The 24,956-nt window shown below is 62.7% G+C and carries 20 protein-coding genes and 1 pseudogene; 6 read left to right on the top strand and 15 right to left on the bottom strand.

The features are described 5' to 3' along the window. Positions 1 to 58: 58 nt before the first annotated feature. From DWB23_RS01290 to DWB23_RS01265, 6 genes and pseudogenes are all read right to left on the bottom strand, one after another. A pseudogene (locus DWB23_RS01290) lies at positions 59 to 1,041 on the bottom strand (GDP-mannose 4,6-dehydratase). A gap of 66 nt (positions 1,042 to 1,107) precedes the next feature. Continuing rightward, a complete protein-coding gene (gene aglF / locus DWB23_RS01285) occupies positions 1,108 to 1,842 on the bottom strand; it encodes a UTP--glucose-1-phosphate uridylyltransferase AglF (protein ID WP_121741005.1) in 735 nt (244 codons plus the stop codon). A 164-nt stretch (positions 1,843 to 2,006) separates the two neighbouring features. Then, a complete protein-coding gene (locus DWB23_RS01280) occupies positions 2,007 to 3,419 on the bottom strand; it encodes a sulfatase (protein ID WP_121741004.1) in 1,413 nt (470 codons plus the stop codon). A gap of 93 nt (positions 3,420 to 3,512) precedes the next feature. Further along, entirely contained in the window at positions 3,513 to 4,370 is an 858-nt protein-coding gene (locus DWB23_RS01275) for a glycosyltransferase family 61 protein (RefSeq protein ID WP_162989720.1), read from the bottom strand. Between the two features lie 391 nt (positions 4,371 to 4,761). Beyond that, on the bottom strand, positions 4,762 to 6,198 hold the full coding sequence (locus tag DWB23_RS01270) for an oligosaccharide flippase family protein (RefSeq protein ID WP_121741002.1): 1,437 nt from the start codon (positions 6,196 to 6,198) through the stop codon (positions 4,762 to 4,764). Between the two features lie 62 nt (positions 6,199 to 6,260). Then, positions 6,261 to 7,688 carry a sulfatase gene (locus DWB23_RS01265; RefSeq protein ID WP_121741001.1) on the bottom strand — a complete coding sequence of 476 codons (1,428 nt, stop codon included), beginning with the start codon at positions 7,686 to 7,688 and terminating at the stop codon, positions 6,261 to 6,263. A gap of 229 nt (positions 7,689 to 7,917) precedes the next feature. On the opposite strand from DWB23_RS01265, the gene DWB23_RS01260 reads away from it, so the two are divergent. After that, the gene (locus tag DWB23_RS01260) at positions 7,918 to 8,829 is read left to right on the top strand and encodes a glycosyltransferase (RefSeq protein ID WP_121741000.1); all 912 of its coding nucleotides are present in this window, start codon (positions 7,918 to 7,920) and stop codon (positions 8,827 to 8,829) included. A 36-nt stretch (positions 8,830 to 8,865) separates the two neighbouring features. Here the strand turns inward: DWB23_RS01260 and aglG (DWB23_RS01255) are convergent, their stop codons facing one another. Beyond that, positions 8,866 to 9,825 carry a glucosyl-dolichyl phosphate glucuronosyltransferase gene (gene aglG / locus DWB23_RS01255; RefSeq protein WP_121740999.1) on the bottom strand — a complete coding sequence of 320 codons (960 nt, stop codon included), beginning with the start codon at positions 9,823 to 9,825 and terminating at the stop codon, positions 8,866 to 8,868. Between the two features lie 103 nt (positions 9,826 to 9,928). Here aglG (DWB23_RS01255) and DWB23_RS01250 point away from each other — a divergent pair, with 103 nt between their 5' ends. The 5 genes from DWB23_RS01250 (at position 9,929) to DWB23_RS01230 (ending at position 14,859) form a co-directional block, all read left to right on the top strand. Beyond that, positions 9,929 to 10,132 carry a hypothetical protein gene (locus DWB23_RS01250; protein ID WP_162989719.1) on the top strand — a complete coding sequence of 68 codons (204 nt, stop codon included), beginning with the start codon at positions 9,929 to 9,931 and terminating at the stop codon, positions 10,130 to 10,132. Between the two features lie 579 nt (positions 10,133 to 10,711). Then, positions 10,712 to 11,959, top strand: a complete 1,248-nt coding sequence (locus DWB23_RS01245) for an NAD-dependent epimerase/dehydratase family protein (RefSeq protein ID WP_121740997.1) — start codon at positions 10,712 to 10,714, stop codon at positions 11,957 to 11,959. A 1-nt stretch (position 11,960) separates the two neighbouring features. Next, a complete protein-coding gene (locus DWB23_RS01240) occupies positions 11,961 to 12,914 on the top strand; it encodes an NAD-dependent epimerase/dehydratase family protein (RefSeq protein ID WP_121740996.1) in 954 nt (317 codons plus the stop codon). After that, the gene (locus tag DWB23_RS01235) at positions 12,911 to 13,900 is read left to right on the top strand and encodes an NAD-dependent epimerase/dehydratase family protein (RefSeq protein WP_121740995.1); all 990 of its coding nucleotides are present in this window, start codon (positions 12,911 to 12,913) and stop codon (positions 13,898 to 13,900) included. Before DWB23_RS01240 ends, DWB23_RS01235 begins: the two co-directional genes overlap by 4 nt. Positions 13,901 to 14,001: 101 nt before the next feature. Then, complete coding sequence (locus DWB23_RS01230) at positions 14,002 to 14,859, top strand: TrmB family transcriptional regulator (RefSeq protein WP_121740994.1); 858 nt, start codon at positions 14,002 to 14,004, stop codon at positions 14,857 to 14,859. A gap of 31 nt (positions 14,860 to 14,890) precedes the next feature. Here DWB23_RS01230 and DWB23_RS01225 read toward each other — a convergent pair whose 3' ends face one another. From DWB23_RS01225 to aglG (DWB23_RS01190), 8 genes are all read right to left on the bottom strand, one after another. Next, positions 14,891 to 16,309 (bottom strand): oligosaccharide flippase family protein, encoded by a 1,419-nt coding sequence (locus DWB23_RS01225; RefSeq protein WP_121740993.1) that lies wholly within the window; start codon positions 16,307 to 16,309, stop codon positions 14,891 to 14,893. 63 nt (positions 16,310 to 16,372) lie between these two features. Further along, on the bottom strand, positions 16,373 to 17,212 hold the full coding sequence (locus DWB23_RS01220; protein ID WP_121740992.1) for an FkbM family methyltransferase: 840 nt from the start codon (positions 17,210 to 17,212) through the stop codon (positions 16,373 to 16,375). Between the two features lie 122 nt (positions 17,213 to 17,334). After that, positions 17,335 to 19,218, bottom strand: coding sequence for an asparagine synthase-related protein (locus DWB23_RS01215; protein ID WP_121740991.1), 1,884 nt, complete (start codon positions 19,216 to 19,218; stop codon positions 17,335 to 17,337). Between the two features lie 74 nt (positions 19,219 to 19,292). Continuing rightward, positions 19,293 to 20,357, bottom strand: a complete 1,065-nt coding sequence (locus tag DWB23_RS01210) for a PLP-dependent cysteine synthase family protein (RefSeq protein WP_121741882.1) — start codon at positions 20,355 to 20,357, stop codon at positions 19,293 to 19,295. A gap of 286 nt (positions 20,358 to 20,643) precedes the next feature. Continuing rightward, the gene (locus tag DWB23_RS01205) at positions 20,644 to 21,600 is read right to left on the bottom strand and encodes a glycosyltransferase family 2 protein (RefSeq protein WP_121740990.1); all 957 of its coding nucleotides are present in this window, start codon (positions 21,598 to 21,600) and stop codon (positions 20,644 to 20,646) included. Position 21,601: 1 nt separating this feature from the next. Further along, a complete protein-coding gene (locus tag DWB23_RS01200; protein ID WP_121740989.1) occupies positions 21,602 to 22,960 on the bottom strand; it encodes a sulfatase-like hydrolase/transferase in 1,359 nt (452 codons plus the stop codon). A gap of 21 nt (positions 22,961 to 22,981) precedes the next feature. Next, positions 22,982 to 23,980: a glycosyltransferase gene (locus DWB23_RS01195; RefSeq protein ID WP_121740988.1), complete on the bottom strand. Its 999-nt coding sequence runs from the start codon at positions 23,978 to 23,980 to the stop codon at positions 22,982 to 22,984. Further along, a complete protein-coding gene (gene aglG / locus DWB23_RS01190; protein WP_121740987.1) occupies positions 23,977 to 24,897 on the bottom strand; it encodes a glucosyl-dolichyl phosphate glucuronosyltransferase in 921 nt (306 codons plus the stop codon). Before aglG (DWB23_RS01190) ends, DWB23_RS01195 begins: the two co-directional genes overlap by 4 nt. Positions 24,898 to 24,956 lie beyond the last annotated feature (59 nt).

Here is a 24,956-nt window from a genome sequence, read left to right as displayed (position 1 = left end):
CCACGAATCGGACGGTCGAAAGTCCGTCCTCGAGTCCGATCGCCGCCGTTCGCGACCGCTAGGAGTTCAACACGAGCGGCTCGTACCACTCGCGGTTCTCGCGGTACCAGCCGACGAACTGCGAGACGCCCTCGCGGATCGTCGTCGACGGCTCGTAGTCGATCAACTCGCTGGCTTTCGTCACGTCGGAGTGCGTGTGGCGAGCGTCGGCCTCCTTCGCATCGGTGTACTCGATGTCCACGTCGGCCCCGGTCTCGTCGATGATGTATTCCGCGAGTTCCTCGATCGTGATGTTCCCCGTCGACCCGATGTTCATCACCTCACCGTCCGCAGCGCCGGTCTCGAGGAGCGCGAGGTTCGCCCCGACGATGTCGTCGATGTAGGTGAAGTCCCGGGTCTGCTGGCCGTCCCCGTAGATCTCGGGTGCGGTTCCGTTCAGACAGCGGGAGGTGAAGTTCGTAATCGCCATGTTCGGCCGCATCCGGGGACCGTACACCGTAAAGTACCGGAGGCTGACCGTCGGCAGGTCGTAGACCTCGTCCCAGACTCGACAGTAGTGTTCGGCGGCGAGTTTGGTGACGCCGTAGGGGCTCTGTGGCACGTTCTGGTGATCCTCGTCGTACGGCAGATACTCGACCTCGCCGTAGACGGACGAGGAGATGCGTTGACGAATCGGGTCACGCCGTGATCGTCGGCTGCGAGCAAGAGATTGAGAAGCCCGGTCGTGTTGATCTCGTGGGGCTTTTTCGGGTTCTCGACGCTGGTCCTGACCCCCGCCTGGGCGGCCTGATGGTAGATGAACTGGATATCGCGACTCGAGACGAGCTCTCGAACCAGTTCCTCGTCGGTGATCGACCCCTCGACGAACTCGAAGCTGTCGGGGGCGATATCGCGACAGATGTCGATGTTTCGTTCCTTGATGCCGAGGTCGTAGTAGGGATCGAGGACGTCGAGGGCGGTGACGTCGTGGCCCGCCTCGAGGAGTCCCTCGGCGATGTGGGAGCCGATAAACCCTGCACCGCCGGTCACGAGGACGTTCATATCATCCCGAACGGTCCGGAATCGTTAGTCGTTTTCGAAGCCAGCGTTCGATCGACCGAAACGAGCCTACTGCTCCGAGAGCGCTTCTCGCTGGTCCCGGATCCGCTCTTCCGCCGTCTCGCGGTCCTCGGGATAGCCGACGTCGATCCGCCACCCGTCCATTCGGATCGCGTCGATGGTTCTCCCCGACTGGATGAGCAGATCGATCGCGTCCGGAAGCTCGTACTCGCCGCGGTCCGAGGGCTGTACGAGGTGACAGGCGTGGAAGATCGCCGGTGTGAAGGTGTAGAACCCGGTCATGACGAGGTTCGACGGCGGATCGTCCGGCTTTTCGACGACCTCGACGATCTCGCCGTACTCGTTGGTGTCGAGGACGCCGTACCGGGAGGCCTCCTCGTAGGGGACTTCCTCGACGAGAAAGGCTGCGTCAGCGCGATCCTCCTGCTGGCGATTGATCACGTCGCCGAGGTTCCCGCGGAAAACGTTGTCCCCGAGCATGAGCACGAAATCACCGTCGATGTGTGGTTCGGCCTGGAGAATGGCGTGTGCGAGTCCGAGTTGTTCGCGCTGGTGGGCGTAGGTGATCGGCACGCCTTCGTACTCGTCGCCGTAGCGCTCGATGATCTTTTCTTTCATGTAGCCGACGACAACTACCAGTTCGGTGACGCCGATCTCGAGGAGGCTATCGAAGACGTCCTCGATGAGGGGCGTGTCGTCGACCTCGACGAGAACCTTCGGTTTGTCTTCCGTGAGCGGCCGGAGGCGGGTGCCCTTTCCGGCGGCTAAGACGACTGCTTGCATGTTTCTACCGATTATTCTTGAACATTATATGTTTTCGGGGTTCTGACTCGTCGTTCTAGCCTCTGTCTAATAGTCCACGATCTCGGAAAACGCACTTGACTGCGGCTCGCGAATACTTGACGAATGCACGAGTGATTGACCGGTGTTCGAACGAAATCAGCGGGTTATTGGATGTAGCCGAGATCGTTCAGCCGTTGTTCAATCGAGTCCGAGACCTGCTGCTGCCCGGAAACGATTGTCGCCGGCTCGAGAGACGAAATAGTTTCCTCGATACGCGTTCGATCGGCGCGGCCGACGACGGATCGCTCGCAGGCGTTCGGAATCGCCATCTGTGCATCGTACTCGTTATGAAGTGCGTCCTTTCGAACGACGCCGTCTCGAGTTTCGTATATCGCGTGCCACGGCCCGAAGTACGGAGAACGATCGGTCGCCTCCAGCGGGAGTTCGTCACCGGGCTCCTGAATTCGATACGTTGTGGTGAGTACCGGATCAGCCCGTTTGAACGTCCGATGGCGCCCCTCGAGTTGTGCATGCACGACAGCAGGGAACTGGGCCAGCGAAACCGGTTTGTCGACTGTCTCTCCCTGATCGTGACCGGGATGGCTCACGATGAGTGGAACGTGTGTCAACTGTTCGTTGACTCCGAAGTTGTGATCGATTAGTCTAACTGGGGTTCCAAGCTCACACGGTTCGCCAAATCCTTCGCCGTGGTCGGACGTAATGACGAGTAAAGTGTTCGATAGTTCGTCCCGGGCGCGCAAAGCGTCGAGCAACTCATGGACAATCGCATCGGCCTGACGAATACACCCGTCGTACAGCGATTCGAACGCACCCAGTTGCCACCAGGGTCGGCCACCCAGAAATTCGCGTAACAGTGGCTCCCTAATCTCCTCGTGAAGTTCTCGGAGTCGAGATCCACCCCATCGATCGTATCTCGGCGCAGGGAGGTACGGATAGTGGGCGTCCATGAGGTTGAGACACGCGGCCCACGGCCGGGTCCGCTCGTCTGTCCACTCGAGAAACGAGTCGATATGTTGGCGACTCTCGTCGTGATCGACCAACGGTCCGCGAATTCGTCGGAGTTGGTCACTGACACCATTGGAAAGTGATCTGACCGGTTGATTGCTACCGAGTGCAGCCCTGAGAAACTCCCACTTTCCGGTTTCACCGCTCAACTCATCGGGTGATAGTGCGTCAGGAAAGGGGTATGCAGAGGCTGATGGCCCATCCACATCATCGAACGACTGAGCGAGCGATGATGCGTCGGCGATGACGCTGTTCGACGTGAAGAGCCCCGTCTGATACCCAATCTCGGAGAGTTCCTCCCAGATAGTTGTTCCCGGTTCGATTTCTGCTGTGTGATCTACTGCACGGTGTTCGGCGACTTCGTAACCGGTAAAAATACTCACGTGGCTTGCGATACTATGGATGCCGGGCGAGTGGGCCTGCGTATACACCGTCGCCTCCGAGGCGAACGCCTCGAGTTCCGGCGTCGTCTCGTTGTAATGTCCGTGAAGACTCGTGTTCGCCGCTCGGACGCTGTCGAGAATGACGAGGAGAACGTTGGGCGAGGTCATGCGGTCCTCTCTTTAGCCGGGTAGTATAACGCTAACGGAGCTACCGGTTCGTCATCGGTCGAAGGTCGTTCGTGGGCCATGTGTTCTCCATACTTATGCCGTAACGTCCTCCAGTACTGTTCGTAGTACATCCAGATCGACGTCGATATCGAGTCCGTCTGAGGGGCACTCGAGCGATCGATACTCGTGACCGCACAGGTCCGAGAGCCGGTAGAATGTCGTGTTCTTCTTCGGTCCGAACAATTCGACGACGGAGAGGTCCCTACCAAAGACGACGTTCGTGAGACCCGCACCGTGTGGTGCGAGAACGATTTCGGCCTCGGAAAACAGGCCAATCTGTTCGGCAACCGTGAGCTCTCCGAGGACGTAGGATTCGAACCCAAACTCCTCGAGAAGCGGGTCCAGTCGAGAGCGATTGCTCACTCGACGTCTGGTCGCGTCGGCCCGCGATATATAAACCCGGCGTGAGCTCGAACCGTCATCGTCCCAGTCGGCGGCCTCGAATCCGCGTTCACGAAGCCACATGCAGTCTGCCGGGATCGGTTCAGGGTGTGACGTTACGACTAACTGCTCCGCTTCGACGGTCTCGTTCGGGAGCGGTTCGATGTGCGTTTCCCAGCCGAGAATCGAGAGCCACTCGAGCATCCACCCAGACATATCTGACGGAACGAAGACGGTCGGTCTCGTTCCGGTCTCGGCTGCATACTGTTCGAGTGAGCGGAGCCGGGGGAGACACTCGACCGTCCAGTGGTAGTAGTTGTTCCAAAGGGGGAGAATTGCGCTCGCTCGCTCGACCTGCCGTGTCGGTTCGGGACCGGTTCCGAACAACGTCGACCGGGTCTGACGAACCCCGTTCTCGGCCGCGAGAGACCCGATTCCGATGGTGATTCGACGAACCGTATTCTCCGGTCGTGCGATCGTGTCCGTAATTAGGTTTCCGTCCTCAGTCATTCCCAGTCCTACTGGACCGAGTAGTCGACCGTTAGGGAACGATGCCACGGCCGGTTCGGTGAGTGCTTTCGTCTCCTTGTTCGCGAACGGCTCTCCGATATTCAAGCTCCCTTTCTGGACGATTTCCGAGTTCGGCGGTGCCGGGCCCACTGTCCACTCGGCTTGATCACGAAGTGCCGGCCTCGTGAGTAGTCGTCCCTCCGCCTTGAGCCGGTCGAACCAGCGTTCGACGAACAGGTCGGACAGAATCCGGTCGCGATAGATGAGTGTCTGTGCCTCCGAGATGACGGGTCTGATACCCGATATCCGGTACTTCCGAAACGCGCGTCGAAGCAGGTTCACGCTGGGGATATCCGGCGACGATGAGTAATATGTATCGGAATGTTTCTTATCACGGTTCGTCTACGGGTAGGTTCTGTTCGACGGTCGTCCGAAATTCTCTCGAGATTCCGATCAGTGTGAGGAAATAGATGGACGCACCGATCGCTACGAGAATGATCGTCCCGACGGTAGTACCGAATGGGATTGCTCCCTCGAGCGGGGAAACCATCGGCTCCACGACGTAGATGACGATGCCCATTGCGATCGCAGCGATCCACTGGCGTGCGATTTCTGTGACTGGAACGGAGAATGTAACGAGCCGAGAGAGGAGCATGAACGACGCACACGTTGCGACGGAAACGGTGAGCAATGTTGCGTACGCCGCTCCGATCCATCCGAACTGGGTGATGAACACGACATTGAGTACGACGTTGCTCGCGACGAAGACCGCGTTGACGCGAAATGCCAGATTGGGGCGATCAAGCGCGTTGAATGTCGTCAGAAGTTGTCGCTGGTAGCCGTTAACCAGACAGGCTGCGATCAGGATCCCGAGAACTGCCGTTCCAGTGACGTACTCTGCCCCGTACAATCGTATTACCCGGTCACCGATGAGTAGTCCGCCGATAAATCCGGGGATTAGCATCAGTCCCGCGTACGAGAGCGCGTCTTCGATCAAGTGGGTCGTCGAATCAATACTGTTGTCAGTCGATAATTTACTGATCTCCGGAAAAATAGATCTGCTGACCGACACGCCGAACGTATTGAGAAACGCGGCGACGTTCCATGCGACGGAGTACGAACCGACGAGTGCGCTGGAGACGAAGACGTTCAGGAGGAGTATGTCGATCCAGTTGAATGTCCGCGATTGAACCGAACCGAGCCACGAGTACTTGGCGAAGGAGCCAATATTTTTGAAGTGTCGTCTGGCTGGTCGCCGGAGTCGGAGCGTCAATACAGTCGCTCCCAGCACGGCGGCCGCGAGGACGCCGATGGCGAATCCGGCAAGCATTCCGACGAGTCCGAATCCGGCGATCACGAATGAAATCTGCAAAAGACTTCTACCGCCGACTTTGACCGGGAAGAGCAGTCCAGAGACGTGAACAAGTTGTCTGCCCTCAAGCACGGCCTGAACGATCGAATAACTGAGGCCCGCGAATAGTAACAAGACGAGATATTCCGTCACGTCGGCACCGATGTACGCCGTTACGTACTCACTAAACGCGAACAGCAATCCCGCCGTAACGACGAACAGCGTACCGATGACGATGATGCCTGCCGTGATGTGTTCGTTGGCGTCGGTCCCCTCGCTGACCCGCTTTTTGATAGCTGACGAGATTCCCATGTTTCCGGGGAGCTGTAACCAGGAGAGGAGTCCGATGACGACGTAGTAGATGCCGAGCGTACTCGGATCGACGAGCCGTGCGAAATAGACCACTGCCAGAAATGAGACGACGTACGCAGCGTTCTTCGCAAGGAAGTAGACGAATGACTGTTGACCGACTCTCATCCACGCACCACCTCGCCACCCGCTCGCTTGATGATAGTCCGGGTCGTGTTCGAAATCATGACTTATCGGTAACCGAGTTCTTCGAGACGGGTTTCGACGTCGTCCGAAATATCTTGCTCGCCAGCCACGATATCTATCTGTTCAAGAGAGGCAATCGTCGATTCGACGGTGTCGGTCGCCGGTTCGCGTGAACGCTTGTAGGACGACCGTGAATCGGGTGCGTGAACGGTCATCTCGGCTCCCCGGTGATGAACGTCTTTCTCGACTCCTTGGTCAGCCGTCCGATAGCGGGCGTGCCACGGACCGAGGTACGTCTCTTGGTCCTCTCGAGGGATCGATAGCGACTCGTCGGGTTCCTTGAGGCGATAGCAAGTCGTCAGGACCGGCCTGTCGGATACAAATGATGGTCTACTCTCACCCTCGACCATCCGCTCGGCGACCGACGGGAACGCGGCGAGCGAAACTGGGTCAGTGATTTCCTCGCCGTTCCGTTGATCAGGGTGCTTGACGACCAACGGGACGTGTGTTAACGCTTCATCAATCCCCCAGTTATGATCGACGAGTCGCACGCCGGGCGAGACGACGCTCAACTCGCCGAACCCTTCACCGTGATCACTTGTCACAACGATCAGGGTATCATCGAACGCGTTGCGATCGTGAAGTCCCGTCAACAACTTGCCGATATGTGCATCAGCCTGTCTGATACAGCCGTCGTACATCGTCTCGAGGACCGCGAGTTGCCACCACGGCCTGTCCTCGAAGAAGCCGGCGTTGACGAGCGGACCATCTGGAATGTCGTCTTGAATTGCCCGGAGTTTCTGTCCCCCCCATCGATTGTACTTGTCGTCCGGAACATAGGGATAGTGAGCATCCATCAGGTTAAGACAGGCCGCCCACGGTCCGGTCCGATTATCGATCCACTCGAGCAATTCGTCCGTATAGATACCGCCGTGTTCTTTGGACGGTGAGTGCGCGAGCGATCCGGATTCGGTCAAGCGAGCAAGCCCGTTCCAGATCGATCGGAGCGGTCGGTCATCACGGAGACACTCAGCGACGTATTCGACGTAGGACGGATTACCCGAAACGTCCTGGGGCGAGATCGCTTCGGGGAATGCCTCGATCCGGCGTTTCGGGCCAACTAAATGTTCGAAGAACTCCGCGAGATTCGACGATTCAGAGACGATCGAATTCGGCGTGAAGAGTCCGGTTTCGTAGTCGTACTGTTCGACCAGCGTCTCCCAGACAGTGTGGCCCGACTTGAGCGAGACGCCGTGGTCGGTCGCTCGATGCTGTGCAACGGCGTGGCCGGTGAACAGACTGATGTGACTGGTAATACTGTGAATTCCGGGTGCGCGAGCCTGCGTATACCGAGTCGCCCCCTCTGCGAAGCGGTCGAGAACAGGTGTCGTCTCGCAGTGATGCCCGTGAAGACTGGTGTTTCGGGCACGAACGCTATCAAGAACAATCAAGAGCACGTTCGGAGAGGACATATAACGGTAAGAATTCCGTTCGACAGGAAAGTATGTATCGATTTGACGTATCCCTAGGATCACGAAAACTTGCAGATTGGCCGCTGCTGATCTGTTGACGGTTATTTCCGGCCGGAACGATACTATTGAGGTATCCCGACTAGTCCGTGGAACGCAGTCGGTATGAACTCGCTTCCCGTATACCCGCAGTAACGGTGATTTTTTCAGACCATTCCGCCGAATGAAGCGTATGAATCCCTCATCGGCCGAAATCTCACTTATCGTTCCCGTCTACAACGATCCAGACGGAGTTGCGACAACGATCGCATCGTTGCGCTCGCAGTCGCTTCCCGGAGACGAGTACGAACTACTGGTCGTAGACAACGGCTCGTCAGACCGGACGCAAACGGTTGTTGAGGAACGTCTTGATGACGTCGACAATGCACGGGTACTGGTCGAGGCCAAGCGGCAGGGCTCGTACGCCGCTCGAAACACTGGCATTCAGACGTCAACCGGTGATATCCTCGCGTTCGTCGACGCGGATATGACCGTCCCCGAAGACTGGCTCGAGTCCGCCCTCGAAACCTTCCAAACCACAGACGCCGACTACATGGGCTGCAACGTCGACCTCATCCTCCCAGAAAGCCCGACACTCGCGGCCCGCTACGATCACCACACTGGCTTCCCCATCGAACAATACATCGAGCGCCAGCACTTCGCCCCGACCTGCTGTCTCTTCGTCCGCCGCGAAGTCTTCGAGGATGTCGGTCTGTTCGACTATCGACTCGTCTCCGGCGGTGACAAGGAGTTCGGCAATCGGGTCCACGAGGCGAGCTACGACATGCACTTCGCCGAGGACGTCACCATGTTTCACCCGACGCGAAACTCGCTGCAAGCGCTCGTCAAGAAAGATCTCCGTGTCGGTCGCGGCCTCTGCCAGCTCCAGCGCTATCATCCCGCCCGCTACGGTACACCCAGCATTCCGCCTCGACCGAGCGGTATCAAGTCCCCAGATCACAACCTCCCGCGCGGTGAGCGTCTCGCGTTCGGCGCGCTCTCGAGAACCCTCACCGGCGTCCGCGGCCTGGGCTACTACCGAGAGTACCTCATCGGCAATCGAGAGCCGGACCTCGAAGATGGGATCCCGCGACTCGAGCAGTAAGCGAAGCCCACTCACCGCGACGACAATCCGAGACCATTAGACCTCTGCCACAGCCTCACGATCGGCGGTCAACTCCGAGCGCTCCACCTCGAGAAGCCCGTATAGATACCCAAACCCGACCGCCGCGGTGAAGACCAGAATCGACACCAACTGTTTCGCCTTCGGTCCCGACGGCTTCCGCACGAGATCCGACAAGCGAGACGGAACGAACTCGAGCATGAGTCGTTTCAGATACTGGTTTTTATCACCCGACGCCTCGGGCAGCAGCAGGTCCATGATCCGCTTCGAGTAGCCCTGCCAGAACGACCGGAACACGAGCCACCGGAAGTCGCCGCGATAGTCGAACAGTTTGTGGTGTACCACGGCCTCCGTGTTGTACACCACGCCCTTCCCGTACTTGTTCGCCATCCGGATACAGACCGGCGCTTCGTGGGCCTGGATGTGTCGATCGCCGTGTCGACCCGTGTTCTCGTCGTAGCCGCCGACGTTCAAGAACACCTCCCGGCGAAACGAGATGTTCGAGCCGTACGTGTTCCGCAACTCCTCCATGTGCTCGCCCATCCCGCGTTCGTCGCAGCCGACGAGCCAGTAGAACTCTTCGGGGAAAAAGTCCGGTTTTTCGGTAACCCAATCCGGTTTGGCGTGGCCGCCGACGGCGACCGCATCGGTTTCGTCGTACATTCGAGCCAGTTGTGCCACCCAGTCGTCCTCGGCGACGGCGTCGTCGTCGATGAACGCCACGACGTCGCCGGTCGCGAGTTCGGCGCCTCGAGTCCGACTGTAGGAGATGCCCTGATTCACATCGTTACAGTGTACGTTCACCGTGTCGTGAGCGGCGTAATCGGTACGGACACGATCGAAGACGTCGTCGTTCCCGTCGACCACGATGACGACCTCGAGTGGATCGTACGTCTGGGCGAGGACGCTGTCGACGCATTTGGAGAACACGTCGTAGCGATCCATTGCGTAGGTACAGATGACGACGGAGACCTTCATCGCGATCTGATTTCTGTGATCGAAGAATAAACTTTTTCGTTCCGATGTGTTTGGGACGGCTCGTTAGCGACGGTTGTCGAACGCGAAACTCGCGAATAATCCCTTGTTATCGGGGTGGTCGAACCCGCGGATCGAACGCCGTCGCGCGCTCGAAAACGGCGCGTCGTTCGTCGTGGGCTACCGCTATCACGAACGGACGCTCACGGTGGGGCGGCTGTTGCTCGTGCGACAAGCGACCGACGCGGATCGGAACTCGGCGCGGAACGGAACTGAGAGCTTCGAAACGGAGTGTGCGACGTCCTGGTGAATAAGCCGCGTTCAACGGCGACATCGAGGCCGACCTCGGCGCGACGTTCGATGGTTCGAGACCAGTTCCAACTCCGGAGACTGACTACTCGGACGCCCGGATCTCGCTGAGGCGTTCCCAGATTTCGGTGCAGCCGCATCCGTCGTCGACATTCGAGAGGTGGTCGGAGTGTTGTCGGTCTCCGTCTTCACTCTGCTGTTTCTCTGTACCCATGGTACTCGAGTTCTGAGTAACTCGGTATCGAATATTAACCCCTCGGAGAAACGTTCGGTTGTCGCCAAGTGTTCCGTATATTGGCATGAAGTAAGCCCTCGTAGCACCGTCGTGAGTTGCGCTCGGCCGTGATCGGTCGCCTCGAGTCAACAGTTTTCATTCTGTAAACGGTGTCGGCGAGCGCAAATAGGGTCCGCCGTGTGGCGTCCGCCGGCGACCGAACGACTCCGTTCGTCGAAGGCGTTACGGGCCGGGTAATCGGATTGTACCTGACGGAAAACTTCGCCGCCGAAAGTACGGTTCCCGTACAATCGCTGAACGAACAGGGGACTTTTGTTACTTACTCACGACTCGAGTCACTATACCATGACCGTACTCGTTACGGGAGCCGATGGATACATCGGATGGCCGACGGCACTTCGAATCGCGACGCGGACGACCGATCGGGTGGTTCTCGTCGACACCCTCGCCAGACGAGAGTGGGTCGACTCCGTCGGTTCGACGAGCGCCGTGCCCGCGGCCGAGATGGCCGAGCGTCTCGCGGCGGCCGAGGAGGTACACGGATGCGCGAACCTCTCGTTCATCGAGGGAGACCTGACCGATACGGAGACCGTCGACCGCTTGCTGTCGATCCACGAACCGTCGGTGATCGTCCACACCGCCGCACAGCCGTCGGCACCGTACTCACAGATCAACGGCGAGCGAGCGAACTACACCCAGCACAACAACATGCAGGCGACGCGGAACCTGCTGTGGGGTCTCGAGGAACACGGACTCACGGACACGCACTTCATCGAGACGACGACGACCGGCGTCTACGGCGCGCCCGAGTTTCCGATCCCCGAAGGCGGGGCGACGATGGAGCACGAGGGCGAACGCGACGAGGTTCCGTTCCCCGCGATGGCCGGGAGCTGGTACCACCTCACCAAGAGCCACGACGCGGCCAACATGCGTCTCGCGCACACGCAGTTCGACATTCCGATCTCGGACGTTCGGACGGCGATCACGTACGGGAGCGAAACCGAGGAGACGGCCGCGGATCCGCGCCTGGCAACCCGGTTCGACTTCGACTACTACTTCGGCGTGGTCGCCCACCGGTTTTGCGCCCAGGCGGTCGCCGAGTACCCGATGACCGTCTACGGACGGGGCGAGCAGCGCAAACCCTTCATCGCGCTCGAGGACGCCGTCGAAGGGTTGGCGCGACTGGCCCTCTCCGATCCCGCGGAGAGACCCGACGATCACGTCGTCTACAATCAGGTGACGCGGGCGATCAGCATCGTCGAAGTCGCGGAGACGATCGCCGACGTCGCCGGTGAATTCGATCTCGACGTCGACGTCGAACACTTCGAAAACCCCCGCGAGGAGGACGAAACCCACAAGATGGAGATCGAGAACGATCGGTACGTCGACCTGATCGACGGTCAGTCGACCACGTTCGAGGAGGGGGTCAGGGAGGTCCTCGGAACGATAGGCGAGTACGACGACACGATCGAGGCGCACGAAGACCGGTTCCTGCCGGACGTGTTGACCGGAGACGAGGCGGCCAAAACGGCTTCCGACGCCGAGGAATCGTCGTCCGATGAAACACAGCCGGTCGATACAGAGGCCGAGTAGCATGCGCGTCCTCGTAACGGGGGGCTGTGGCTACATCGGGAGCGCGCTCGTCCCGCAGTTACTCGAGGACGAGCGGGTTGAGGAGGTCGTCGTCCTCGACTCGCTCGCGTCGGGTTCCCCGGAAACCCTCCGCGGGTGTATCGACGGTTCGCTACGGTTCCACCGGGGCGACGTTCGCGAATACGGCGACGTCGAACGCGCGATGCGCGGCGTCGACAGCGTCATCCACCTGGCGGCGATCACGGGCGCGGCCTCGACCCACGACCGCCGTGACGAGACCTTCGCGGTCAATCGCGACGGGACGGAGAACGTGCTCACCGCCGCCGGGAAGCTCGATGTCGAATCCGTCGTGTTCGCGTCGTCGTGTAACAACTACGGGCAGGCGGCCAGTAGGAACCTCGAGGAGACGTCCGAGCAGGATCCGATCAACCCCTACGCGGCGTCGAAAGTCGAGTCGGAGGAGCTGCTCGCCGAAGCGATCGATGACCACGGCATCGACGGCACGGCGTTGCGGATGAGTACGAACTACGGCTGGTCGCCGGGCGTCCGCTTCAACCTGGTCGTGAACCACTTCGTCTTCCGCGGGCTGACCGACCGCCCGCTGACGGTGTACGGCGACGGCCGCAACTGGCGGCCGTTCATCCACGTCGAGGACGCCGCGCGGGCGTACGCACACGCCGCCCTCGAGCCCGAGTCGTGGCCACAACTGGTCTACAACGTCGGCTCGAACGACGAGAACTACCGGATCGCCGACATCGCCAGAATCGTCCGCGACGAACTCGACCGCGACCTCGAGATCACCTACCTCGGGGACGAACATCCCGGACCGTCCTACCACGTGAACTTCGATCGGCTGGCCGAGACGGGATTCGAGACCGAGTGGACGGTTCGACGGGGCGTTCGCGAACTCGCGGACCGACTGCGACGAACACGAACGCGAGTGATCGAGGCGTGACCGGACCGACGACCGCTCGCGACGAACCGACGATCGCGATCACCGGCGCGTCCGGGTTCATCGGCAGCCGCGTCGTACAGCAACTCCGGGCGACGCATCCCGAGTGGAACGTGCTCACGCTCGACAACCAGTACCGCGGGCAGGTTGACTCCGTCGAGGACGTGGACATCGACCACGTGGACGTTCGAGATCGATACCGGCTCGAGGAACGCTTCGAGGGGGCGGACATCGTCTTCCACCTCGCGGCGGTCAGCGGGGTCGACGACTGCGACGAGAACGCCGATCTGGCGTACGAAGTCAACGTCACGGGGACGAACAACGTCGCCTGGTTCTGTCGGAAGACCGGCGCGGCGCTCGTGTTCCCGTACAGCATGGCCGTCCTCGGCGATCCCGAGACGTTCCCGATCACCGCGGATCTGGCGCGCGATCCGATGAACTGGTACGGGCGGACGAAGCTCCTCGGCGAACGGGCGATCGAGGCGTTCGCCGACGGCTCGTTCCCCGCACACCTGCTCTTGAAGTCGAACCTCTACGGGGATCACGTCATCGACGGGACCGTCGTCTCGAAACCGACCGTGATTAATTTCTTCGTCGAGCGGGCGGCGGCGGGCGAGACGCTGACGGTGTACGAACCGGGGACGCAGTCGCGCAACTTCGTCCACGTCAAAGACGTCGCGAGGGCCTACGTCCGGAGCGCGGAGCGGCTGCTCGAACAGCTCGCGGACGGGGAAACGGGCACCGAGACGTACGAGATCGCCGGCGACGAGGATCCGTCCGTGATGGCGGTCGCGAAAACGGTCCGCGACCTCGCTCGCGACGAACTCGGCGAGACGGTCGACGTCGAACTCGTCGAGAACCCGCGGAGCGCCGAGACGATGGTCGAGGAGTTCGCGGTCGACACCTCGAGAGCGACCGAGACGCTCGGGTGGGAGGTGCACCACTCGGTCGAGGAATCGGTCCGAGAGCTACTGCGACGGCGCGCGTAGGCGACTCGCGGACCGTTCCCGAGATCCACGAACCGTTTCGGAGAGCGCTCGAGGTATGCAACCACTCGGATTTACGGTCGTTCGCGGTCAATCGAACGACAATGGGTCCGCGAACCGGTTCGACGGAACTGCTTCAGCAACTGAACCTGAAGGAGTACGAGGCCACGGCGCTCGCCCACTTGCTGAGCGCCGGTCGGACGACGGCTCCGGATATCTCCGAGGCGACGGGCATCCCGCAGGCGCGGGTGTACGGCGTCCTCGATTCGCTGGCCGATTACGGCTTCATCAAGGTGATTCCGGGCCGACCGAAGCAGTACCAGCCGAAATCGCCCGCGGAGATCCTCGAGCGAGCGAAGGAGAACCGGCGACAGCGATACGAGGACTACTGCACCGAGGTCGAGGATCTCCGCGAGGCGTTCATCGAGGAGTTCGGCCCGTTGTACGAGCGGGCGGACGAGGACGTGACGCCGACGGCCGAACTGTTTCACGTGGTCGACGTCGGAACGCCGAGCGAGACGGAGACCCGACAGCTCTACCGGAACGCGACGGACGAGGTCTTCGTCATCACCAACAGCTTCGCCTACTTCGACGACGTCGAACCGGCCGTAAACGGCGCGCTCGAGAACGGCGTCGACGTTTCGATACTCTTCCTCGACCCGCGAACGCTCCCGCAGGAGAAAGCCGCCGTGCAGGCGGACGTCGTCGACCGACTCGAGGCCGAGTTTCCGGCGATCGACTACCGGTTCAGCGAGGAGCGACTCCCGTGGCGCGGGACGTTCGTCGATCCCAGCATGGCGTACGACTCGGGGAAGGCGATCTTCCTCGTCGAGGAGACCGACGTGCCCGACCACCGGCGGCAGGCTGCGATCACGGAAAACGGATCGTTCGTCGCCGGAATGCTACGGTATTTCGACCTGATCTGGGAGTACGAGAGCCTCGAGGCGCGGCCGTCGAGCTAATCGACCGTCGCGACCGGACGACTGGCGAACCCTACGAACCGCCGTACCCCGTCGGCAAGTTGCGAATCACCGTCGCTCGGAACCGGCCGGACAGGAGGAACAGGGCTGCGAAGTACGTCGCCGCACCGAGGGTGACCAGCGTCAGGGCCGCCAGCGCACTCGGCTCGAGAACTAGGCGTCCGGCACCGACGGCGGCGGCCATCGGTACCGTGGCGAGCATCTGCGTTCCGACCTCCCGGTACGGGAACGAGATCGTGATGAACCGATCGAGAACCCGGTAGCCGATCACCAGCGTTACTAGCGCGGATACCGCGGTCGCGACGGCGGCCCCCACCCAGCCGTACGCGGAGACGAGCACGACATTGAGGGTGATGTTGGTGACGAAGAAGATTCCGTTGATTCGAAACGAAAGGTCGGGTCTGTCGAGTCCGTTGAGCGCGTTGAGGAACTGCTCGCCGTACGCGTAGGCGAGCCTCGAGCCGACGAGTATCACGAGCACGACGTGGCCGACGCCGAACTCGGGGCCGTAGATCCGGAGGACGAAATCCCCGATGAGCGCGCTGCCGACCAGGCCGGGAATGAGAAACAGCCCGGCGTACGCGAACGCGTCGTCCAGAAGGTTGACGATCCGGTCGCGCTCGTCGTCCGCGGCGACGCTACTGATTTCGGGGAACAGCGTCTGCTGAATCGCGAGGCTGAAGACCGCGAGCAGCGACGCGAGGTTCCAGGAAATCTCGTAGACGCCGATGAGATCGGGCGCGACGAAGACGCCGAGGACGAGCGTGTCCATGGACGAGAACGTGCGCGAACTCAGTCTTCCGAGCCACGAGTATCGGGCGTAGTCGAACAGGCTCCACAGGTGGCGACGACCGGGCAGACCCACCTTCCAGGTGACGAATATCGCCCCGACGAGCCCCGCGACGGCGCTGGCGATCGCGTATCCAGCGAGCAGCCCGTACAGCCCGAACCCGATGACGACGGCGGCGATCTGGAGCGTGCTGCGGGAGAACGTGTCCACGGGCTCGAGCGCGCCGGAGATGTGGACGCGGTGTTGTCCCTGGAGTGCGCCCGAGACGAACATGAGCAGCAGCGTCGCGAAGAGGACGACGGCGATCGGGAGCGCTACGGGCCGTCCGATGTACGCGGCGAGGAGATCCCGCGCGAGGAACAAGCCGACGAGCAGTACCGCGTAAACCCCGAGAAACAACCCCATCCCGGCGGTGACGTACGCCCCGCTGTCCCCGCCTTCGCTCAGGCGTTTCGTCAGCGCCGACTGGACGCCGCCGAACGCGATCACTTTCAGCCAGATCACGAGCGCCACGACGAGGAAGTACGTCCCCAACACGCCCGCACCGAGCGTGCGAGCGAGGTAGATCGTCGCGAGAAACCCGAATACCGACGACGCGATCTGGGACGCGAAGTTGATGAACGAGATCTGGCCTAGCTTCATACTTTGACTCCGGCGTGAACGTCCCTCGACCAACGGGCTCTCGCGAAAAAACGTTGTTGAACCCTAACCACGATCCGCTCGCAGGAACACCATCGGTCCGCGCTCCGCGATGCGGCGGACGTCGTACCCGAATCCCCGAAGCCGGCGTTCGACCGCAGCCTCGCTGATCCCTTCCTGCTGATGGACCTCGCAGAACACGGTTCGCACCGCGTCCGTGGACAGCGTCCCGTCCAGTCCGTCGAGAACCGCGAGCTCACCGCCTTCGACGTCGATCTTGATGACCGACGGTGTCGGGACGCCGTCTCCGATCACGTCGTCCCCCGGCCGCACGGGGACGTCGGCGACCGCGTCCGCCGATTCGTTCACCAGCGAGAACGACCCGTAGCCGGGCTGGTTCTCCTCGCCGTGTAACGCGGCCGTCCCGTTCCGGTCGCTCAGCGCGACCGGGAGAATGGAAACGGTGTCCAGATCGTTCAGCGTCTTGTTCCGAATGAGCTTTGCGACGTTCCGGTGGTGGGGTTCGACGGCGATGACGCGAGCCTCCGGGTTCGCCGCCGCCGGGAGGAACGCGTGCGTCCCGATATTCGCGCCCACGTCCCAGTAGACGTCGCCGGCGCTCACCTCGTCGACGATTTCGTCGATGAGCGCTTCCTCCTCGAGGAAACTCGAGACGCGGTTGTACTCCGCGAGGGTCGACACATCGAACCGAACCGTGTGGCCGGCGACGTCGACCGGATACGGGTTCGGGGCGCGACGATGATCGATCCTCTTCGTGCCCGTCTGGATTCGACGGTGGATCTCGAAGACGAACGGGTGGAGACCGGTCCGTTCGGAGATGCGCCGGATCGGTCCCGTATAGAGCGAGGACAACAGCGTTTCCGCTCGTTCGTGAATGGCGCACATCTGTCCGGTCGTACGACGGAGGGGCACATTATACTGGCCACCGCTTTCGCTCAGCGCGAGCGTCGGGCGGGTCGGCGGATCGATCGCGCGGCACAGTCGCGCGGTCCGTCACCGGCGAGTTCTCAGCGGGTAAACAGTCCGTTTCGAGCCGGATACGAGTTACAGAGCGAGAGGACGCCGTAGAGATCGAAGGCGTTGTTCTCGCCCTCGAGGTGGCGTCGGTACAGCTCCTCGACCGTCTCCCAGTCGACGATATCGGGGCACTGATCGGGGTTTTCCGGGGTGAACAGGTGCGTTTCGGCGATGTCGGTCTCGCGCAACACGCGGTCGGGATCGCTCCACGAGCCGCTCCCGCTCTCTGAGTCAGAATCGGAGCCGAACTTGTTACTGAAGCTTCGCCAGAGTCGCGCCGCGCGGTACACCGTCCTCGGATAGGTCAGCGGGAGACCGACGCTCGACTTCGGGATCTCCGCCAGCGTCCGATTTCGAGCCGTGAGAGCGCGATTGACGACGCTCCGACGCACGTGGTGGCGGTGGGGAACCGACAGCGAGAAATCGATCACGCGGTTGTCCAAGAACGGATAGTGCGTCGGCAGCATCTGGTTCGTGGTGTAGTACATGAGGTACGCTTTGTTGTTCGTCAGCGGGTAGAAGCCGCCGGCGTGCGTGAGCGCCTCGAGGGACGGATACGTCACGCCGTGGTGGGTGATGGTGCCGTCCGATTCCGTCATACGGTCGCGCAACACTTCGATCGGGCGCTTCTCGAGTGTCACGTACTCGGGTTGTGCGTTCGTCGACGGCCCGCGGTGGTACTGGTAGTTGCGGACGATGTGCTCGGCGTAGGCGTCGACGTCGTCGACGGGATCGAGGATCGGCAACGGAATCGTCCACCCGAGGCGAGGGACGGGCACCTCGAGCGTCGGCATGTAAAACCCCTCGAGCACCGTGTCGGCCGTGTGGCCGGCGAACACGGCGTCGACGTCGGCCGTGAGTTCGTCCTCGAATCCCGTGAAGTGCGCCTGATCGAAGAACGACGAGAACACGTGCGAGTCGGCCACCCGCTCCAGAACGTCCGTTAGATAGTCCGGCTCGCGCCGAAGAAATTCGAACTCGACGCCGGCGGTATCACACACCCGCCGCGCGATCTTCGCCTCGTCGTTCATCGAGTCGTTCAGGTGGTAGCCGGTCACGTCGCGATCCTCGAACAGCGACAGGAGGAGCCTCGAGTCGCTCCCGCCGCTGATGAACAGTCCCTCCTCGGCCGACGGCTCCCTGCGCTCGTCGACGCTGTCTCGAATGATGGCGGCGAACTCCTCGACGAACGCGTCGTACGGCTTGTCGGCCGGTTGGTATCGCGGCATCCAGTACGTCTCGAGGGAGGTTTCGCCGCTCTCGAGGTCGACGGTGAGTTTCGAACCGGGATGGAGCTGCGACACGCCCTCGAACGGCGTACAGACGCCGAACGCGCGCTCGAGTTTGAGGTACTCCGACATGAGTTCGTCGTCGACGGCGGTGGGGAAGTCCGGATGCGCCAGCACGGTGTTCAGGTTCGTCGAGAACAGGACGCGACCGTCGAGTCTCTCCGTGAAGTAGATCGGCCGAGCGCCGAGGCGGTCCGTGAACAGCGTCGCCTCCGACCGATCGCGGTCGAGTATCAGGCCGGCGAATTCGCTGTTCAAGCCGTCGACGAACGACGAACCGTGGTCGGCCAGCAACGCCGCACAGTAGGATGCGTCGGCCGTCTCGCGGTCCCGCCTTGGCGCGTACCCCGTCGCGTCCTCGAATCCGATGACGTCGCCCCAGATCCAGAGCAACCGCTCCGATCCTTCCGCCCCTCGAGCCGTCGCGGGCTGCTGTGCGTCCGTTTCGAGATGTGCCGACAGGTGTATCCGGGCATCGTCGTCCCCGTAATCGGCGGTGTTCTCGTCGACACTCCACTCGACAGTGGACGCGATCGCGTCGATATCGTGCTGTGGATCGCCCAGAACCCCGCAGATGCCGACCATAGGTGCGTCGTTGTCCGGAGAGCGAGAAAAGGGTACTGGAGCGTTCGAATTCGAGAGAATCGTGCGGATAGCGCTCAGCGATCGTCCGTCGGGTAGCCCCGCTCTCGCATCCACGCGTCGTCGAAGACGGTGTCGAAGTACTGGTCGCCGCTGTCGCAGCCGATCACGACGATTTTCGCGTCCGGGCGATCGCGCGCGATGTCTCGAGCGACGGCGATCGCGGCTCCGGACGAGCCGCCGACGAGAACCCCGCACTCGGCGGCGGCGCGCCGGGCCTGGACGAACGCCCGTTCGTCGTCGACGCTTCGCACCTCGTCGACGTACTCGAACCACATCGTCGGGAGTTCGTGGCCCTTCCCGAGCCCCTCGACCTCGGTGTCGTACGCCCCGGACTCGGTTCCGTAAAACGCGGTCGAGATGTTCGATTCCTCGGCGTCGACGCCGACGACGCGCACGTCCGGCTTCCGCTCCGTGAGGAACTTGGCGATGCCGGAGGCCGTGCCGCCGGTCCCCATCGGACAGACGACGTGGGTCAGATCACCCGCAGCCTGATCCCACAGCTCGGGGCCGGTCCACTCGTAGTGAACGGTCGGGTTCAACTGGTTCGAGTACTGGTCGATCCAGATTCCGTCTCGCTCCGCCGCGATCCGCTCCGCAGTCTTCCGGTAGTGTCGCTCGTCGTCGGCGTCGACGTTCGGGCACTCGGCGATTTCGCTCCCGAACGATCGAACGTAGCCGATCTTCTGCGGACTCGTCCCGGCCGGGACGGTCAACACGCTGTCGTAGCCGAGCCGGTTCGTCACCAGCGAGATCGCGCCGGCGGTGTTCCCCGACGACGCTTCGACCACGACGTCGCCGTCCGTCAACCGGCCGTCCGCCTCGAGTTCGCGGACGATGCCGAGCGCGAGCCGGTCCTTCATCGACCCGGTGGGATTGTCAGACTCGAGTTTGAGAAAGAGGTCCCCGCCGTCCGTCGACTCGGGATATTCGATGAGCGGGGTGTCGCCGATGCGGGCTAGCACCGGATCGTCCGTCGGATACGGGGACTCGGGCGTCTCGGTCACCCGCGCTTCGCGTTTGACGCGTCCGCCGTCACCAGCGGCGTCGTCGACGTGCGTATCGCTTCCGCCGTCGGTCATCGTTGCCACTCCCTCGCGTTTTTCCGTCGATCGGTTCGCGTCGGAACCGGCGTGAGTTCGGGTACGGACGCGACGCGACCGGACGACGATCTCTGCTCGAGCGCGGGGAACGTTGACGATGAGAGGACTGCGCCTACCTGTCGCATAGTACCGGTCTACCACGGCGTGCGGTTTAACCGAATCCGATGCATTGTCAAGTTATTATCCGTTCGGTCGTCCGGCACTCGTCTCTTCGACGGGACCGAAACGAACGGCGGTGCGCGAGGAGTAGCGACTCGAAACCGGATCACGATCGATCGCGGAGGACCGTCCGTTTCGCCCGTTCGAACGCCGATTGCGCCGGTTCTCCACCAGCAGCGATCGCGGCGTAGAGGAGGAACTGCGGCTCCAGGGGATACAGCGCGATCGCCCGCCGGAGGAATCGACGCGCCGTTCCGTACCGCCCGGCCGGAAGCGCATACCACGCGCCGACCCGGAACGCGGCCCAGCCGCGCATTTTGCGCTCGAACACGCGCCCGTACGTCGCCGCTCGAGGGCGGTGTTTCCGGACGAACCGCGGATACGTCTCCCCGACCAGCGACTCGAGATCGTCGGTGATCCGGTCGTGTCCTCCCGCGTGGTTCGTGACGAGCGGGTCGGCGATCGGCCGGACGCGCCAGTTCTCGGAGATTCGGATGTACCAGTCCAGATCCTGCCAGCTCGGGAACGCCTCGTCGAGGGGGCCGGCGTCGGCGGCCGCTACGGCCCGAACCATCACGCAGGAGAACGAGCCGATAACGTTCCGACAGAGGAGCGTTCGCGTCACGTCCCCGGCGGCGGACGCGTCGGTCGTTCGGACGACCGCCCCGTCGTCGCCTACGATCCGAAGGGCGGTGTACACCAGTCCGACGTCGTCGGGCGCGCGTCGAAACGCCTCCACCTGTCGAGCCACCTTCGAGGGTGCCCACTCGTCGTCGTCGTCGAGAAACGCGAGGAACTCGCCCGACGCCGCGCTGAGGCCCGTATTGCGGGCCGCGTTCGCCCCGCGGTTTTCGTCGTGCCTGATGACGACGAGTTCGTGCGGAAAGTCCCCGCGAAGCGGCTCGAGGGCCGCTTCGGCGGGCGTCTCCGATCCGTCGTCGACGACGACGATCTCGAGGCGTTCGTAGGTCTGTTCGGCCACGCTCTCGAGGGATCGGACCAGTCGCTCGGGCCGGTTGTACGTCGGGACGACGACGCTCACGAGCGGCGATCGGTCGGTCATCTCACTCCTGGTAGCCGAGGTCGCGCAGTCGTTCTTTGACGTCTTCGTCCATCTCGACGTCGCCGAGGTCGGTTTCGGTCTCGTCGACCGCCCGTTCGTGCTCGTCGATCGCGGCCCGGGCGCGCTCGAGGGCTTCCGGTTCCGCGTCGACGACGTTCTCCCGCTCGTCGGGATCGGCCCGCAGGTCGTACAGTTCCTCGCCCTCGGCGGTGCGGATGTACTTCCACTCGCGGTCGCGGTAGGAGAAGCGTCGCTCTCCCGAATTCGTGTTCTCCCAGTCGCCGACGACGCGGTCTCTGGACCACCCGCCGCCGTCGAACAGCGACCGCAGGCTCTCCCCGCGGAAGGTCGGGGGCTGCTCGAGCCCCGCACCGTCGACCAGCGTCGGCGCGACGTCGAGGAGGCCGACGAGGTCGTCGTGTTCCCCGCCGTCGCCGGAGCCGTCGTCGTACAGCAGCGGGACGTGAAGCACCTCGTCGTAAAACGTCGCGTAGTGGCTGAACTGTCCGTGGTCGAGGAACTCCTCCCCGTGGTCGGCCGTGACCGTCACCGTCGCGCCGTCCCACGAGTCTCGAACGGTTTCGATCAGGCGGCCGATCTGCTCGTCGGTAAAGCGGATCTCCGCGTCGTAGAGGTCGACGATGTCCGCGAGTTCCCCGTCGGTAACCTCGCCGGGCGACTCGATCATCTTCCGGCGGAGTTTGATCGCCCGCCGGTCGCCGATCGGCTCGTCGCGGAAGGCGCGCTGATGGCGCTCGGGCGGGACGTACGGATGGTGGACGTCCATGTAGTGGACCCACATGAACCGGGGACCGTCGCCTTCGACGGCGTTCGCCCACTCGAGCGCGCGGTCGGTGATTTCGTCCGCGCTCACGTACGCCGAGCCGACGTTCGCGCCCGCGGTTCGCTCGGCGGTCTCGAAGGCTCGAGCGAGCGTCCGGTACAGCATCCCGTCCGAGTCCAACTGATCTTTGACGAGTTGTCGGAGTCGCGCGGTCGCCGAGGGGTCCGTCTTGGAATCGTAGAACTCGTCGAAGCCGCGGTCGTACCCGAAATCGGCGCTCAGGTAGAGGTTCGAGTGAAACCCGGCCGTCCGGTAGCCGGCGTCGTCGAACGCCTCCGAGACCAGCGTCCGATCCTCGGAGAGCCGCTCGTAGCCGCCGTACATGAGCGCGTACGACGACGTGAGGATCGACGGGAACGAGGGTCGAGTGCTGCAGGCGTGGGCGAACGCGTTGGTACAGGTGTGTCCGCGGTCCGCGAGGTCGTCCAGGTTCGGCGTCGTGTTCCGCGCGTAGCCGTGCCAGCCGACGTGATCCGCGCGGAGGGAGTCGACGGTCACGAGAAGGATATCGTCCATGTCGACAACTCCAATGTCGCATCATTTCACGGTTGTGATGACTTTCTTATATGTTTCGGCGATATTCGACCACTCGAAGCCTCGAGCGAACGACCGAAGCGGCTCCGGGTCGGTCCCCGCGGCGCGCTCGACGGCGCGGGCGATTCCCGTCGGCGTCGCGTCGCAGAACTCGACGAGTCCGTCGAACCGATCCTCGGCGCGACCGCGAACCTGCACGGTCGGCAGTCCGGCAGCGCCGTACTCGAGGACCTTCAGCGTGTGCGGGTCGTCGACGAGACAGACGCCGACGTCGGCGGCGCGGAGATACCCCGGCACGTCCTCGTGCGGAACCGTCCCCGGGAAGACGACGTTCTCGTGCGCCGCCGCCGTTCGCTCGACGAGGTCCGAGAGCGATCCCGCGCCGAGGACGACGAGCGTCCACTCGTCGTCCGCGAGCTCCCTCGCCGCGGCGAGCAGTTCCCGGATGCGGTAGATCGGCTCGAGTCCGCCGACGTAGATCGCGACGCGTTCCGCACCGTGCGCGTCGAGCGTCGATTCGGCCCTCGAGAGCGCCTCCGGTGACGGATTCGCGAACCGGTCGAACTCGACGCCGAGATCCGTCTTCGTCGCGGCTGCGAAGCGACCGACGCGCTCGCGCTCTTCGGCATAGACGTACAGCGTGTGGTCCGAGACGCGAAACGCCGCGTTCTCGAGGCGGCGGACGATTTCGGCGAGCCAGCGGGGATTGTTCTCCTCGAACTGTCTGATCGGATCGACGTGGTCGACGACCAGGGGCGTCCCGGTCGCGAGTTTCAGGACCGCGCCGGCGATAGCGCCCGCGCGCGTCGTCCCGACGACGATGTCGTAGCGTCCGCCCTCTCGAAGCGATCGCAACACCGTCTTCGGCGTCGTTCCGCGCACGGTCACCGCGAAGCCCTCGTTCGCAAGGTGGTCGGCGATACGCCGGCGCCCGACGCTGATATCCGCCGGTTTGTCGGGGGTGAGCCAGAGCACCGTCGGCGGGGCCCTCGCGGCGGTCATCGGTATCGGACGAGCCCGTACAGATAGCCGACTCCCACGGCGGCGGTGAAGGCGAACAGCGCGAACAGTTGCTTCGCCCGTTCGCCGCGCGGCTCGGTTACGAGGCCCCGCGTTCGGTCGGGGACGGAGTCGAAGAGGAGTTGACCGAGAAATTCGCTCTCCTCGTCGCTCGAGTCCGGCACGAGCGTCGCCATCGCCCGCTTCGAGTAGCCCTGCCAGAACGCGCGCTCGAGCAGCCAGCTCGGATCGGTTCGGTACTCGAAGACCTTGTGTTCGACCGTCGCGTCGGGAACGTACCAGACGCCGCGGCCGTACTCGCGTTGCATCCGCGCGCACAGCTCCGTCTCCCCGCCCTGCAGGTTTTTCTCGCCCTTTCGGCCGCCGATGTCCGTATCGAACCCGCCGAGGTTCCGGAACACGTCGCGACGGAAGGAGAGGTTCGAGCCGAACGTGTTTCGAACCTCGCCCTCGCCGTCGGCGAATCCGCGGTGGGTCACGCCGACGAGCCAGTAGAACTCTTCGGGGAGGAACTCCGGCGTTCCGGCGAGCCATCGGGGCGTCATCTTCCCGCCCGCCGCGATCGCGTGCTCCTCCTCGTAGGCGTCGACGAGCGACTCGAGCCACGTCTCGTCGGCGACGGCGTCGTCGTCGAGGAACGCCACCACGTCGCCGCTCGCGAGTTCGACGCCGCGATTTCGGCTCGCCAGCAGCCCGCGATTCTCGTCGTTGCAGTGGACGAGGACGTCCTCACGCCCGTCGAAGTCCTCGAGTGCGCGCTCGTAGACTGCCTCCACGCCGTCGACGACGACGACGAGTTCGACCTCGTCGTACGTCTGCTCGAGGATGCTCGTCGCGGCTTCACGGAAGTCGTCGTACGCATCGAGGGCGTAGGTACAGAGCACGACCGAGACGTACATGAAGCGTCCGTACCAGAGCGTTCGCCGTCAGTGTTATGGATACCACAGCGATCGTCCTG

It is taken from the genome of Natronorubrum halophilum (assembly GCF_003670115.1).
In the GTDB taxonomy this organism is placed as follows: domain Archaea; phylum Halobacteriota; class Halobacteria; order Halobacteriales; family Natrialbaceae; genus Natronorubrum; species Natronorubrum halophilum.
The sequence above is the reverse complement of the archived record's forward strand: the minus strand, read 5'-3'. Positions and strand labels throughout refer to the sequence as shown.

Bases quoted from the DNA above. Each gene is read 5' to 3' on its own strand.
- aglG (WP_121740999.1), bottom strand. From the start codon at position 9,825: ATGAAGGTCTCCGTCGTCATCTGTACCTACGCAATGGATCGCTACGAC.
- DWB23_RS01265 (WP_121741001.1), bottom strand. From the start codon at position 7,688: ATGTCCTCTCCGAACGTGCTCTTGATTGTTCTTGATAGCGTTCGTGCC.
- DWB23_RS01245 (WP_121740997.1), top strand. From the start codon at position 10,712: ATGACCGTACTCGTTACGGGAGCCGATGGATACATCGGATGGCCGACG.
- DWB23_RS01210 (WP_121741882.1), bottom strand. From the start codon at position 20,357: ATGACCGACGGCGGAAGCGATACGCACGTCGACGACGCCGCTGGTGAC.
- DWB23_RS01275 (WP_162989720.1), bottom strand. From the start codon at position 4,370: ATGACTGAGGACGGAAACCTAATTACGGACACGATCGCACGACCGGAG.
- DWB23_RS01200 (WP_121740989.1), bottom strand. From the start codon at position 22,960: ATGGACGATATCCTTCTCGTGACCGTCGACTCCCTCCGCGCGGATCAC.
- aglF (WP_121741005.1), bottom strand. From the start codon at position 1,842: ATGCAAGCAGTCGTCTTAGCCGCCGGAAAGGGCACCCGCCTCCGGCCG.
- DWB23_RS01240 (WP_121740996.1), top strand. From the start codon at position 11,961: ATGCGCGTCCTCGTAACGGGGGGCTGTGGCTACATCGGGAGCGCGCTC.
- DWB23_RS01225 (WP_121740993.1), bottom strand. From the start codon at position 16,309: ATGAAGCTAGGCCAGATCTCGTTCATCAACTTCGCGTCCCAGATCGCG.
- DWB23_RS01205 (WP_121740990.1), bottom strand. From the start codon at position 21,600: ATGACCGACCGATCGCCGCTCGTGAGCGTCGTCGTCCCGACGTACAAC.
- DWB23_RS01215 (WP_121740991.1), bottom strand. From the start codon at position 19,218: ATGGTCGGCATCTGCGGGGTTCTGGGCGATCCACAGCACGATATCGAC.
- DWB23_RS01280 (WP_121741004.1), bottom strand. From the start codon at position 3,419: ATGACCTCGCCCAACGTTCTCCTCGTCATTCTCGACAGCGTCCGAGCG.
- DWB23_RS01270 (WP_121741002.1), bottom strand. From the start codon at position 6,198: ATGAGAGTCGGTCAACAGTCATTCGTCTACTTCCTTGCGAAGAACGCT.
- DWB23_RS01230 (WP_121740994.1), top strand. From the start codon at position 14,002: ATGGGTCCGCGAACCGGTTCGACGGAACTGCTTCAGCAACTGAACCTG.
- DWB23_RS01260 (WP_121741000.1), top strand. From the start codon at position 7,918: ATGAATCCCTCATCGGCCGAAATCTCACTTATCGTTCCCGTCTACAAC.
- aglG (WP_121740987.1), bottom strand. From the start codon at position 24,897: ATGTACGTCTCGGTCGTGCTCTGTACCTACGCCCTCGATGCGTACGAC.
- DWB23_RS01195 (WP_121740988.1), bottom strand. From the start codon at position 23,980: ATGACCGCCGCGAGGGCCCCGCCGACGGTGCTCTGGCTCACCCCCGAC.
- DWB23_RS01220 (WP_121740992.1), bottom strand. From the start codon at position 17,212: ATGTGCGCCATTCACGAACGAGCGGAAACGCTGTTGTCCTCGCTCTAT.